At 46.2% G+C, this 13,097-nt stretch carries 12 protein-coding genes and 1 pseudogene; 4 read left to right on the top strand and 9 right to left on the bottom strand.

Annotated features, from left to right (window positions below; genetic code table 11):
• Nucleotides 1-817 precede the first annotated feature (817 nt).
• The 6 genes and pseudogenes from NYG90_RS10625 to NYG90_RS10255 form a co-directional block, all read right to left on the bottom strand.
• Complete coding sequence (locus NYG90_RS10625) at nt 818-1,258, bottom strand: methyl-accepting chemotaxis protein (protein WP_408938844.1); 441 nt, start codon at nt 1,256-1,258, stop codon at nt 818-820.
• A 1,020-nt stretch (nt 1,259-2,278) separates the two neighbouring features.
• Nucleotides 2,279-2,740: pseudogene (locus NYG90_RS10620) on the bottom strand (PDC sensor domain-containing protein); the annotation flags it as partial.
• Between the two features lie 389 nt (nt 2,741-3,129).
• Complete coding sequence (locus NYG90_RS10270) at nt 3,130-4,857, bottom strand: tetraacyldisaccharide 4'-kinase (RefSeq protein WP_285265029.1); 1,728 nt, start codon at nt 4,855-4,857, stop codon at nt 3,130-3,132.
• Between the two features lie 2 nt (nt 4,858-4,859).
• A complete protein-coding gene (locus NYG90_RS10265; RefSeq protein WP_434062744.1) occupies nt 4,860-5,672 on the bottom strand; it encodes an NAD+ synthase in 813 nt (270 codons plus the stop codon).
• A 148-nt stretch (nt 5,673-5,820) separates the two neighbouring features.
• Nucleotides 5,821-6,282 (bottom strand): hypothetical protein, encoded by a 462-nt coding sequence (locus NYG90_RS10260; protein WP_285257789.1) that lies wholly within the window; start codon nt 6,280-6,282, stop codon nt 5,821-5,823.
• A 33-nt stretch (nt 6,283-6,315) separates the two neighbouring features.
• Nucleotides 6,316-6,885 carry a bacteriohemerythrin gene (locus tag NYG90_RS10255; protein WP_115011876.1) on the bottom strand — a complete coding sequence of 190 codons (570 nt, stop codon included), beginning with the start codon at nt 6,883-6,885 and terminating at the stop codon, nt 6,316-6,318.
• 143 nt (nt 6,886-7,028) lie between these two features.
• Between NYG90_RS10255 and NYG90_RS10250 the strand changes: the two genes are divergently transcribed.
• The 3 genes from NYG90_RS10250 to NYG90_RS10240 all read left to right on the top strand — a co-directional run bounded on the left by NYG90_RS10250 (nt 7,029) and on the right by NYG90_RS10240 (nt 8,260).
• Nucleotides 7,029-7,607, top strand: a complete 579-nt coding sequence (locus NYG90_RS10250; protein ID WP_285257788.1) for a DedA family protein — start codon at nt 7,029-7,031, stop codon at nt 7,605-7,607.
• 113 nt (nt 7,608-7,720) lie between these two features.
• Nucleotides 7,721-7,915: a hypothetical protein gene (locus NYG90_RS10245; RefSeq protein ID WP_285257787.1), complete on the top strand. Its 195-nt coding sequence runs from the start codon at nt 7,721-7,723 to the stop codon at nt 7,913-7,915.
• 84 nt (nt 7,916-7,999) lie between these two features.
• Nucleotides 8,000-8,260 carry a hypothetical protein gene (locus NYG90_RS10240; protein WP_285257786.1) on the top strand — a complete coding sequence of 87 codons (261 nt, stop codon included), beginning with the start codon at nt 8,000-8,002 and terminating at the stop codon, nt 8,258-8,260.
• A 22-nt stretch (nt 8,261-8,282) separates the two neighbouring features.
• Here NYG90_RS10240 and NYG90_RS10235 read toward each other — a convergent pair whose 3' ends face one another.
• The gene (locus tag NYG90_RS10235) at nt 8,283-9,848 is read right to left on the bottom strand and encodes a pimeloyl-ACP methyl esterase BioG family protein (RefSeq protein WP_285257785.1); all 1,566 of its coding nucleotides are present in this window, start codon (nt 9,846-9,848) and stop codon (nt 8,283-8,285) included.
• Nucleotides 9,829-11,247 carry an aminotransferase class I/II-fold pyridoxal phosphate-dependent enzyme gene (locus tag NYG90_RS10230; RefSeq protein WP_285257784.1) on the bottom strand — a complete coding sequence of 473 codons (1,419 nt, stop codon included), beginning with the start codon at nt 11,245-11,247 and terminating at the stop codon, nt 9,829-9,831. Before NYG90_RS10230 ends, NYG90_RS10235 begins: the two co-directional genes overlap by 20 nt.
• On the opposite strand from NYG90_RS10230, the gene NYG90_RS10225 reads away from it, so the two are divergent.
• On the top strand, nt 11,231-12,589 hold the full coding sequence (locus NYG90_RS10225; RefSeq protein WP_285257783.1) for an adenosylmethionine--8-amino-7-oxononanoate transaminase: 1,359 nt from the start codon (nt 11,231-11,233) through the stop codon (nt 12,587-12,589). The genes NYG90_RS10230 and NYG90_RS10225 overlap by 17 nt on opposite strands.
• Before the next feature lie 217 nt (nt 12,590-12,806).
• Here the strand turns inward: NYG90_RS10225 and NYG90_RS10220 are convergent, their stop codons facing one another.
• Nucleotides 12,807-12,953 (bottom strand): hypothetical protein, encoded by a 147-nt coding sequence (locus NYG90_RS10220; protein WP_285257696.1) that lies wholly within the window; start codon nt 12,951-12,953, stop codon nt 12,807-12,809.
• Between the last annotated feature and the right edge of the window lie 144 nt (nt 12,954-13,097).

Below are 13,097 nucleotides of genomic sequence, written 5' to 3'. Positions count from 1 at the left end.
GTTAAGCACGAGATACAAGCGATAGATAAAGCAACCTTTTGAGAGAATCTAGTAGAAGCATTTAGAGAGATATTATTTCCCCCCCCCCCCCCCGTTTGTGTGGGGCGTTATTATGTGAAGTTTTCATAAAGACTCCTTATAAGGTTTAAGATAAAGCGCAGAAATTGTAAAAAATATTTTGCTTAAAATGCAAGAATTATTGAGAAAAATCGTTTTTTTTTTTTTTTTGTTTTGCGTAGATTTGGGGGTTTGGCGGTTTTAAAAAGTGGATTCTAGGGTGAGTATTTAGGAAGTGGGTAGAATTGTAGCAGAGGTTGCCCAAGAGAGTGCGACCTCTCTTGGCGTAACCTACTTTGAATAAAGGAGGTTACAATGAGTAAGATTTGTCTGAAAATCTTAGTCGCTATGATACTACTATGTCTCATAGTAGTCAAGTGCTACTAGGATAATCCATAGCTCACCTTGATCGTTAAGGAGGTGGGCTAGTCTTACTCTACTCTCTTACTTAACGCGTGCTTCACTCTTGTTTGATTTATTCAAAATCGCTTGTTTTCTAAAGAAACTTCGCTGCGCTTGTTTTCTAAAGAAACTTCGCTGCGCTTGTTTTCTAAAGAAACTTCGCTGCGCTTGTTTTCTAAAGAAACTTCGCTGCGCTTGTTTTCTAAAGAAACTTCGCTGCGCTTGTTTTGGGGGCAGAGCTAGACTAATGGTCTGCGGTTGCCTCCAAAACAAGAGACACCGCTCGGCGTAGCCGATGTTTCTTTAGTAATTTTTGCAACACTGCCGCATTGCTCGCCCAAGAGCGAATCGCTTGTGGCTATACCTTTTTCTTGTTTGCATCATCTAATATCGCCTTGGCAATCCCTGATACATCTTGTGAGATTTGTGAGCTAGCATTAGCGATAGAGACATTCTCTTGGGTTACGGACTCTAGGCTAGAGATGGCTTCGTTTATCTGTGTGATCCCTGCGGTTTGCTCTTTGATAGATTCTGCCATATCGTTGATTGATTGCACGAGTAAGTTTGTATTAGCTTCTATCTCGCCTAGGGATTTGCTTGTGCGCTCTGCCAATTTGCGCACTTCATCTGCTACGACGGCAAAGCCTCTGCCGTGCTCTCCTGCCCTAGCGGCTTCGATAGCGGCATTTAGGGCTAGGAGGTTTGTCTGATCGGCTATATCTCTAATGATACCTATGACATTTCGTATATCTTCTGTTTGCTGGATTACTTCATTGGTCCTGCCAGAGACATTTTGCATAGATGAAGTGATCTCCTCTACGGCAGTGGCAGTTTGCTCTAGGCTGCTGGCTTGGGAGTTAGAGGATTTAGTAAGGGCGGCTACGGCTTCTTCTAGCTTATCACTTTGAGAGTGGAGAGAGTTGGCAAACTCTAGGGAAGTTTTAAGCATTTTTCTAATCTCTTCGCCTAGTGTGTTGGTAACGACTTCTACCCTGCCGCTAGCATTTGCTACTTCTGTGGTGAAATCAAGGCGCGTATAGGAGTCAAAGACGCGGTTAAGCTCTGGGAGATCGTTGCCAATGGCACTTGAAAGTAGATCTAAGAGATCATTGACAGAGTCTTTTAGCGCGTTTAGCTGAGGATTGCTACCTTCAAGCGTGATGCGCTTAGTAGCTTTGCCCTCTGTTTTAGCGAAGTTGATCACTTCTAAAGATTCTTTCACCAAGGCGGAATCCTGATTGAGATGGGCGCGAGATTTATCGACATTTTCGTTGATCATCTGCCCTATTTTACCCAGCTCATCGCGAGCTTTGATCTGGATATGATGGACTTCATCGCTCTCGTGATTGACAAATTTGAAAAACTGATCCAGAGTTTTAAGAATGATTGGCAGCCTTGATGATAGTAGCCTATGCACTAGATAATACACAGTCACCACTGCAAGGAGCAAGATCACCACTGCCACGCCAGCGATGATCCACTCAAGCCTATATAAAGGAGCTAGCACCTCTGCCTTTGGTGCAGCGACAAAGATAGAGTAGCTGCTGTCATCGGCGGTTTTAAACGATGATACACTTGCATAGCTCTCTATGTTGGAGAGAGTGGTGTAGTTATCTAGTGTCGCATTTTCTCCATTTTTTATGATTTTGACAATTTCTTGTGCGCTTGGGTGTTGGTTGGCTTCGCTAAGATTGTGTAGGGCTAGCCCTGCGCTGCTATGCACGGCGATCGTGCCATCTCCGGCAACAAGTACTTTAGCCTCATTCTCCCATATTTTGTCCTTGGGATTTAGCATAAACCGCTCTACATCGCCTAGATCAATGACAAATCCCAGCACCCCGACAAGCTGTCTTTGACTATCAAAAATGGGGGCAGCGATATTAAGCCCTACAAATTCCCTACCGCCAAAGTTTAGTTTAGTAGGTCGCCCAAAGGATATGCTATCGCCGTATTTGGCTTGTTTTAGCACCTTTTGCACGACAGGAAAGTCCAGCACCGCGTCTGTGCTTTGTAGTGTTTTGATCCCGCCGGACTTATCAATATCTGTATCTTGGAAAAGCATAATGACATTGCCCTTAGGCGTGGTGTAGGCTTTACTTTTAGCAGCGAAATGGGGGGGGGCGTCTAGTAAATAGACAAAGCCATAGCGGGCAAAAGCACCGGCATCTAGGGAAGATTTTGTCGATGATTCAAAGACGGATGCGGTGGTGGGGTTGTTGATAGAAGTAACATTCAGCAAATCGCTTAAAATCTTCGCGCTGCTCTCAAGCACAGATCCCATCTCCTCAAATGCACCTTCAATGTAAATCGCATACTTTTGAGAAGAATTTTTGACAATATCTTCTGCATCTTTTTTCATATTGTCTCCCACAAAGTCAGAGACAACCAACGCCAACGCTGCAACCCCTAGAATCACGACATTAGAGACATAGATAATAAACTTCGCCCCAATGCCAAGCTTACGATACAAAGCTAACATACACACTCCTTGATAATTTCTAGCACACCATACGCCCACGCCTAAGCCTGCACGCCAGACTACATCAAAGATGGCAGATAGCCTGCAGGCACACAAGTGATGATGAATGTGGATAAGGCTGTATGGTAATGACTAATGCTTTAAGTATCGGTTAAATGGGCAGAAATTTTACAAAAAGATAGCAAAATATGCTAAGACATAGTGATACGCTGCTTGTAATACCCCCAGCCCTTTTTGGTAAGCCCTATGCGTAGTGTCGTGATAGAAAATAGCTCCGGACTATCCCAGCTAAGCTCTTTTGCCTGTGTGCGTAAAGCCGCTAGCGCATCGCTAGAATCCACTTTTGCCACTTTTGCCTGCTTTGCTTCATTTGCCTCCACTTTTGCACTTATCTCTGGGGCTTTTGCGCCCATTTTCGCCCCTATATCCGCCATCTTTGCCCCTGTTTTGATACTCGCGCATAATGGCGCAAAAAGCGTGTCAAACAGATAGTGCCACGCGCTAGATCTATGCGGGAAGCTTTGTGCTAGGCTTAGGCGGTGTGTGTGGCTAGGGGCTTTGCTTGTGTATAGCCTTGCATCAAGCCAGAAATCTACCAGCCCATCACAAAAGGCATTTTCTAAAATCCCTAGAGCAGAATCTAGCAAGCCATTTTGCACTGATGTGGTATCACAAGGCAGCCACGCCCACGCGAGCAAAATTGAAGTGCTAAAAGTGGATTCTAGGGGGTTTGACTTGCTTGTGGCATTAGGGCATTGCGTGCGTGCAAGGCTTGCAAAGATACGCTTCTCAATAGCACATAGTATCTGCACGGGATCATCGCTGGATAAATGTGTGCTTTGATACGCGGGCGTATCTGCGGCAAGCGTGGCAGAGGGTGTGGGTATATTAGGCGTATAGAGATAATCAGCTATGCACAAATCCCTCTCGCTTCTCTCTCTAGGGCTAGAATCCATCTCATCAATATACGCACGCAAGGCGCATACAATGCTCGGGTGGATATGGAGAGCTAGCTCCATAATGCTTAGGATTTGGGAGAAATCTTGGAGCTTGGTGGCGTCTTTTTGCGTGGTGAGCAGCGATGTGGGGGCGTAGGATCCTAGGATAGCGTGGATCTCTTGGGGGGTGAAGTGGTGATGATCGGGGAAAAATTGCCTTCCAATAATCTCGCAATCTTTATCCATAGCGGGGAGAAATGCTAGCAAACGCGTGGGATTGGCTATGGCGGTTATAAGGAACATTTTGGGACTTGGGTTTGTGATCTGCACCTCTCTAGTGAAGTCGATATTTTCTTGGGCGATTATGGCGCGCGGGGAGCTAGCTAGCTTGCCATAGAGAGAGTGAGACTCGCGGTAAAGCCCGCTTGGGATAAAGCGCGGATAAAAAGGCTCAAAGCTTGGGCGTAAAATGACATCAAACTTCTTAAAGCAAAAGCGGAATCCATCATCAAGCAAAATGAGTTGCGCGCCTTGGGCTTTGGCTTGCTTGATGGCTTTGGCGCGGTTTTTACACACAAGCACGCTGACATTATGCCCTGCTAATGCGCTAGCGATGAGATAGGGCTCATCACCGCTTGTAGCGACATCTGCTAGAATCCTGCCTTGCTTGCTCACCCAGATAAGCCCCTTGCTCTGGCGTTTATAGCCGCGTGAAACCACAGCGATATGCCCATATCTAAAGAGGCATAAATGCTTGCAAAGCGCGATGATAAAGGGCGTCTTCCCACTGCCGCCAGCGATTAAATTGCCCACTGATATGATAGGCAGCCCAAAGTCCCTGCCTTGCTTGCCATAGAGGATTCTAGGGGCAAGTCTTTTGAGCGTGGCGATTAGCCCATATAATGCGCTAAAGGGCAGTAGAAGTAGGCTTAGAATCTTATGTCTTAAGCTAGGGGTATAGTGGTAGGCATAGAGATCCACACTTATATCCTTATCAAAGCTTTGTGCAAATGCCTTTGTAGAGAGGCTTTAGGGGTGAAGATCTCTGGCATTTCGCGCTTAAATTGATTAGCCTTTATGCGGGATAGCACCATTGCTACAAGTGTTTGGTCAAAGTGCTTATAGAGCTTTTTGCGTAGGGCTTTGAGGTGGATGGCGTGCGATGTCAGGGGCTTGTGCTTTGTGGATTCTAGCTTTGTGGATTCTAGGTAGATTGCAGCAAGCAAGGAGTCAATATCCCCATAGCTAAAGCCCAGATCGCCCTCATCGCTTTGATTGGGGTAGAGATCGGCACTTGGGGGCTTTGCGATGATGGATTCTGGGATTTGCAGGATTCTAGCTAGGGAGAAAATCTCTGTCTTAAACAATGCGCCGATAGGATTGATCGCGCACGCCAAATCGCCAAAAATCGTGCCATAGCCTAGCAGCAGCTCGGATTTATTGCTTGTGCCTATGACTATGCCCTTATGCACGCTTGAGTAGTGATAGAGTAGTGCCATTCTCACCCTAGCGCAGAAATTCCCCACTTCAAGCGCATTAGAATCCACAAACTGCGAGCTAAAGAGCTTGTCATACTCGGCTATGGGGCTTTCTATAAAGGGGAGCGAAAATCTCTCTACAAGCTCTTTGGCATCAATGCGTGATTGCGCGCTAGTCTTAGAGCTAGGGAGAAAGACACAAAGCAAGCGGTCTTTACTCTCATCGCCCAGCGCGATTTGGCACAATCGCGCCACCACCGCAGAGTCGATCCCGCCGCTAAGCCCGATGATGAGCCTTTTAGCGTGCTTTTTTTGCATTTGCTTAGTGATAAATCGCGTAGCAGTGGTGATAAAATCTTCAAGCCTAGAATCTAGCGCGATATATGGGCTACTCGTTTTGTTTCTCTTGTGTTTTTTGTCGCTTTTGTTTGCCATAGTTGCTCCTTGCTAATAGATCTAGCAGATCCTACCAACGCTCCCCAATCCCCAAAAGCAAGCAGCGATTGACCGCGCTAAGTGCGCAAAGTGCGTAGAATCTCTGCTTGCCAATAGCAAGAATATCGCTAAAATAACGCCCCTGAAAATTTAAGTGGATAGGCTTAGAGCTATCATCTATATATGCAAGAACACTCACGCCGCCAAACTCACTATACAAGGGCTTCCCGGCAAAAAATCCGCTGAAAAATATCAAAGGCTTTGGGATAGATTGTATCTCTTGCTTGCTTATTTGCTGATATATCGCATAGTCAATTAAACTATACCCACGGAAGCGCACAAACTCCCTGCTAATCGAGCCTTCTACAATCGCCCTGTGCGCTGCTGTGAGATTGCTATGATAGAAGTGTAAAAAGTCTTTGGCATCTACTTGTGGCTCGCTGGCATTCGCGCTAAAAAGAGCAAAACACGCAAGAAAGATAAAGCGAGTCATAGGCTATGTCGTGATCTAAGCCTATTGGTCGCACTACTCATCACGCACAAACACAATACTCTCGCCACACTTTTTGCAGTGGAATGACTGCCCGCTCTGGATTTTCTCATGCACAGTGTTTAGCACCTTAAACGCTGGCTTGCACGCGCATTTATAAACATGCGTGATTTCTTTCTCTCCATTTCGCTTTGCCTGCATAGCTTTGATTTCTTCTTCGTGGGCTTTGCGGTATATTTCAATTTGCATATCTTCTTTTAAGATATGGTTGATTAGCCACTCTTCCGTGATGATGGCAAGCTTTTGCTTAAAGTCATAGCGGATATTTTGGATCAGCTCTGTCATATCGCGGATAATCTCTTGGTGCATATGGGATTGCCGCTCAAGCCCCGGGTAGCCGATACTTGCCATATAGGCTTCCTCATCGTGAAAATGCACTTTCATATATTCAAAAAGCTCTACAAGGATCTTTTTGATCTCATTACCATCGACTTGCTTGCTGATAAGTAGCCCTGCTCTGTGGGCAATGTCAAAGAGCTTTTTATGCTGGATGTCAATCACATCATTGTGTATGCTAAACTTCTCATCCCATTCAGGTATCGCCATATCACCTTCCTTTAAGTTTCACTCCTAAAAGCTGTCATTTTATAACTTTCAAGGTTTTTTTTCCCTTAAAAACTCTTGCAAAATATGTTCCCAAACTATGTATAATTACAAAAATGATAATGAAACTTAGAAAGGTAAAACTTATGGAAGGCTTTATCGACTCATTTAAAGACTCTTTTGAGACTTGGGGCTATGTGGCGTTGTTTTTTTATTGTATGGGGAGTGGGTATGTGGGGATTCTCGCAGCTGGCACACTTGCCACACTAGGGCATATCAATCTTGCAGCAAGCATTATCATCGCTACTATGGGGAATTTTACAGGTAGCTCTCTGCTAGTGATCCTTACGCGTTATCAAAAAAAGGACTTCGAGCGGTTTCTCTCTGCTCATCGTAGGAAAATCGCGCTTATGCATATTTGGCTGAAGAAATATGGTGCCGCGCTAATTGTGATCAACAAATACATCTATGGCGTGAAGTTTCTCGTGCCTTTAGCCATCGGTGCTAGTCGCTATGATCTTAAGAAATTTGTAGTGCTAAACTTCTTGGCTAGCGTGATTTGGGCTACTAGCTTGGGGCTACTAGCGTTTTATTTCTCAAAGGCGGTGATTGAGATCGTGGAGTCGTATGGGCAGTATTCTTACATTGTCATTGGGGTGTTTGTCGCTTTGATCATCGTGGCTTTGTGGTTTAGCAAAAAGGCATTAGCAAAGCATACTTCCTAGAATCCACTTTTCACATATTGCGTTTATTGCCATTGCGAGCGAGTGAAACGAGCGTGGTGATCCACACAATCTGCAAAAGCGGATTCTAGTGTGATTATCTGCTAGCGCAGAGTATGGATTGCCACGCCTTGCGGTGCAAGGCTCGCAATGACAGAGAAAACAACGCCTACACAAGCACCGCTCGCAATGACGGAAAAATTGCCACAAATCAAAAAGCGGATTCTAGGAGTGAAGCACAAATTCTGTCATTGCGAGAAAATCCGCAAGGATTTTCGTGGCAATCCACAATTTCTGCACTAGCAAAATAGGCTTTACTAGAATCCACTTTTTGTGATTATCGTGTTTTATGTGTTTTTGTTACTTATGGATTACTAAAGAAGCTGCGGCTTGGCTTGCTTTGCCGCGCGGACAAGTCCGCTCGCAATGGCAGAGAAAACAACGCCCGCACAAGCAAAAGCACCGCTCGCAATGACACAAAAACGCCACAAGTAAAAAAGTGGATTCTAGGGCTTGAGTTAGCTTGGAAGCAACACGATTCTAAGAATTGCGGTGGGGCTGTGGTTGCTTTGCGTGATTTTAGGGTAGGAGTTACCTTGAGCGGTAATGACTGCCCTAAAATCACGCAATCAGCCGCATTGCTCGCCCAAGACTGAATCGCTTAAGCAAAAGTGGATTCTAGGGCTTGGGCTGTTTGGCTAGAAGATACACAGGCTCATAGGTGATCTTCCCGCCAAATCGCGCTTGATACGCTAGGATTTTGGATTTATTTAGTGCATTGCCTGATAGGCTATTGACACCGCTTGCACGAAAATGCCTAAACACTCCAAGCGCACTCCCGCAATCAAGCTTAAGAGTCTCGCTACCACTCTCTACAATCTCTAGCCCAAGCTCCTGCAATAACTCGCATAAATCTTCTAGCTCCATATACTCTAGCCCTATGCCTAAAATCTCTCTCACCTCATAGCAAGTCCTAGCCCCAAAGCTCCCTAGCAGCAGCAGCCCACCGCTAGCAAGCATAGGCACAACACTCTCTAGAATCTCCTTTGCATTAAGCCACTGCAAGCAGGCATTTGAAGCAATAAGATCAAATCGCTCTAGACATAGGGGCTGATTTTTTATATCGTGCATATCAAAGATCGCTACGCGTGTCTTGGGCTTTAGGCGTGCTTGCAGTATGCTTGCGTGGTTGTTTATGTCATTGCAAACAAAGTGCGTATAAGCGAGATTTTCTTGCAATAGCACGCTAAAGTCCCCCACCCCAGCACCAAACTCAAACACCTTCTCAAACTCCCTGCCCTTTGCGTGTGACAAGAGCAAGCGCATAAGATTCTGGCGCATAGTGGCTTGGATAGGGGCATTTTCCGTGTAGCTCTGCCTTGCCTCCCAGAATCTAGCCCCACTACTAGAATCCACTTTTGGCACACATATCCCAAGCAGCTTCCCCCAGCTTGTAAAGCTCCCAAACACATAATGCGGCGCATCGATAGAGTGGCATTGTGTGTGCGTGTGTGAAAAGGTGGATTCTAGGATCATAGGAGAGAAAATCATATCCCTACTGCTTATGATCGCGTGGGTGAAATGCACGCCCGCCCTACTCTCACCACTCTTGCTAGCACTACACTCTCCCCAAGCTTGACAGAATCTCTGCAATGCTTGCAGCTCTTGCTTGCACTCTAGCACATTCCCAAACAAAGTGCTAAAATCCCCATTAAACCCACGCATTATAGGGGATTTCATAGCCTTAGCCCTAGCGGTGATCTCTGCCACATCATCGCTGCCAAAAAACGCTCGCGCAAACTCCCGCACATCAAAATACTCCAAAGTCCGCGCATAGATTCTAGGGTGTATGCCATAGCGCGTATCTATCCCTAAAGGCGTGCCATTGATAGCAATACTATGCCTAAAAGCCCCCGCCCTATCAATCGCCCCTATCACCCTAGCAGCCACCGCCACCCCTAGAGAAAACCCCACCAAAATGCAATGCCTATGCCTATCAATTAGCTCTTGCAAATCGCGTAGCACAGGGGGTAAAAAAGTGGATTCTAGGCTAGATTTGTTGCACAAGCCCAGCCTAGAATCCACTTGTGCTAAATCCCTATAATCATAGCAAATAGCGATATTGCAAGCAGGTATATCACACGCTAAATGCGCGAAAAATTTAGGGTTAGTCGCAAAGCCGCTAAAACATAGCACCAAAGTGCTTGCGCGCTTGTCAAACGCCCTAGCAAAAGCGATTTGCATACTGCTCCAATGCCTGATAGAGTGGCTCTAGCGTGCTAAGGCTAGCATTGAGGCTAAAGCGGATTCTAGCTGTGCCCTGCGGGATTGTGGGGGATTTGATCGCTTTAGCAAAGATCCCGCAAGACTCTAAGAAATCTTGGCACTCTATGGCAGTAGCATTATCCCCTAGCACTAGTGAGATGATATGCCACTCTCCTAGCACATAAGGCAGCTTTTTAGACTCTCCCCTAGAATCCACTTTTGCAAAAGTGGATTCTAGCTTAGATCTTGCCTGCTTACTTAGGGCGCGTAAATACTCCCTTTGCTCCCCCAAACGCCAAAGCTCACAAAAGGCAAAAAAGCTAAAAGCTATGCTAAGCGGTGGCAAAGCGGTGGAGTAGATAAGCCCGCGCGCAGTATTTATAAATAGCTCTTTTAGCTCCTTAGCACAGAGCATACAAGCCCCCATACTCCCCAATGCCTTGCCAAAAGTGAAGATAAGAAAATCCACCTCCCCACACAGCCCAAGGCTCTTAGCAAGCCCTAGTCCATTCTCCCCTACCACGCCAAGGCTATGGGCTTCATCAAGATAGATTAGGACATTATCATAGCGGTGTTTTAACGCGACAATCCCCTGCAAATCACACACATCACCATCCATACTAAACACCCCCTCGCTTATGATGATAATATGCCTAAATCGCGCAAAAGTGGATTCTAGTAGCTCTTGTAAATGCGCCATATCATTGTGCCTAAACCGCCTCCACCACAGAGCCTTACTCATCGCCTTTGCTTGCAAAAGTCCATCAAACATACTTGCGTGCGCGTATTCATCGATCAAGATCCCCACCCCTTCAAGCCGCCCAAGAGCCGCGATACAAGAGACATTACAATGATAGCCGCTATTGAAAAGTAGCGCGGATTTTGGCGCGAAAATCTCTTGCAAATATGCCTCAAAGCTCTCCCACACAGGAGTTCCCCCACTAAGCAAGCGCGAAGAGCCAGAGCCAAGCGATAAATCCCCTGCCCCAATGCCTTGCTTTGCTAAAAACTCCCAAAATCTAGCCCCAAAATCTTTGGCTTTTTGCCTATGTGTGTCTAGCTTGTGTAAATCTATGTGTGTATCGCGCAAAGAGTGTGGCGAGATGATGGCGTGCGATAAGCCTGCCAAGCCTAGATAGTCATTGCTTGTGAGATTAAGCAAGGGGGCATTATCTTTGATGATAAACTCCCCCAAATGCGCATAATCTGCGATAGAGCGGAGGTTGTGTGCATTAGAGAGAGTGTGGGCTAGGTGCTGGGCGTGGGCGATTAGCGTGGGATTCTTGGCTGGATTTTTAGGCATAATATCTCCGCAAAAAGCTAGATTATAGCTTAGAATCGCTATTTCACAAAGGATCATAATGCCAAATCTATCCAATCACACTCTCTCCGCGCTTGATCTGGCTCACATCTGGCACCCTTGCACACAGATGAAAGACCACGAAGACTTCCCCATAGTCCCCATAAAATCCGCTAAAGGTGTGTATTTATACGACTTTGATGGCAGCAGCTATATTGATTGCATTAGTAGCTGGTGGGTCAATCTCTTTGGGCATTGCAACGCAGCCATAAACGCCGCTATCACAAATCAGCTCAATGAGCTAGAGCATATCTTGCTAGCAGGCTTTAGCCATAAGCCTATCATCGATCTATCGCAGCGGCTTTGCGCCCTGCTCCCACGCCCTCTAAACAAATGCTTCTATGCAGATAATGGCTCTTCTGCCATAGAAATCGCCCTAAAAATGAGCTTCCACTATCATCACAACCTCCACCGCAAAAGCCCGCCTCGCTCCAAATTCCTAGCCCTTAGCAATGCCTACCACGGCGAGACGATCGGCGCATTAAGCGTGGGGGATCTGGGGCTATACAAGCACACTTACGCGCCTATTTTGCTCTCCTGCCTTAGTGTGCCTGTGCCAAATGTCTTTGATGGCACAAAGGGGGCTAGCTTGCACGCCCCAGCAGAGCTAGAAGATGAGAGCTACTATGAGAGAGAATTACACGCGCTAGAATCTATCTTATCGCGCTATGGGGAAGAAATTTGCGCTTTTATCTTAGAGCCATTAGTCCAATGCGCGGGCAATATGCACATCTATCCAAAAGCCTTCATCAAAAAGGCGTGCGAGCTATGCAGGAGCTATGGGATTTTGATTATCTTTGATGAAATTGCCGTGGGCTTTGGGCGTAGTGGGAGTATGTTTGCCCTAGAGCAGTGCAGGATCACGCCAGATTTTTTATGCTTATCAAAGGGCATTACAGGGGGGTATCTGCCTTTAAGCGTGGTGATTACAAGCGATGAGATTTATCAGGCATTTTACGCGCCCTATGAGAGTGGCAAGGCATTTTTACACTCGCATAGCTACACGGGCAATGCCCTAGCCTGTGCGGCTGCAAATGCCGTGCTAGATATATTTGCCACGCAAAATATCATAGAGCAAAACCGCGCCCTATCGCGAGCGATTTTTGCTCTATGGCAGGAGCTAGAAGAGCTAAATATAGTCAAAAACTTGCGCCACTGCGGAATGATCTTTGCCTTTGAGATAGATTCTAGCACGCCTCGCGCGGGGGTAGAGATCTTTAGAGCGGCGTTGGCTAAGGGCTTGCTGCTGCGACCATTGGGGCATACGATTTACTTTATGCCACCATATATCATCACCATAGAAGAAGCGCGCTTTGTAGTCCAAACGCTTAAAGAGATTTTGCAAGCGCATTTTGCCTAGGCTTAAAGCACTTAAGGGCAAACGCGGATTCTACTTTGAAGCTTTTGCGCGGTTTGGCTAGATCTAGGGTTGTTTTATGGATCGCCGCGCTCGTTGCACTCGCTCGCGATGACGGAAAAACGGCGTTTTATACCACGCCGCAGGTGGTAGTGTAAAAAGTGGATTCTAGGGTAAAAGCCCATTTTGTAGCTAAAGGATTCTAGGATTAAAGTTAGTTTTAGAGTAAAACGATTCTAAGGATTGCGGTGGGGCTGTGGGAGCTTTGCAAATTTTGGGGAAGGTTAGCGACCTTGGCGGTCGTGCCTTTCACAAAACAAGCGACACCGCTTAGGCTGTGCCGATGTTTCTTTAGTAATTTTTGCAACACTGCCGCATTGCTCGCCCAAGAGCGAATCGCTTGTGGCTATACCTTTTTCTTGTTTGCATCATCTAATATCGCCTTGGCAATCCCTGATACATCTTGTGAGATTTGTGAGCTAGCATTGGCGATAGAGACATTCTCTTGGGT

The sequence above is a fragment of the Helicobacter zhangjianzhongii genome (genome assembly GCF_030249855.1).
Classification (GTDB): domain Bacteria; phylum Campylobacterota; class Campylobacteria; order Campylobacterales; family Helicobacteraceae; genus Helicobacter_B; species Helicobacter_B zhangjianzhongii.
Note: the sequence above shows the minus strand (reverse complement) of the source record. Positions and strands in the feature narration are given on the sequence as shown.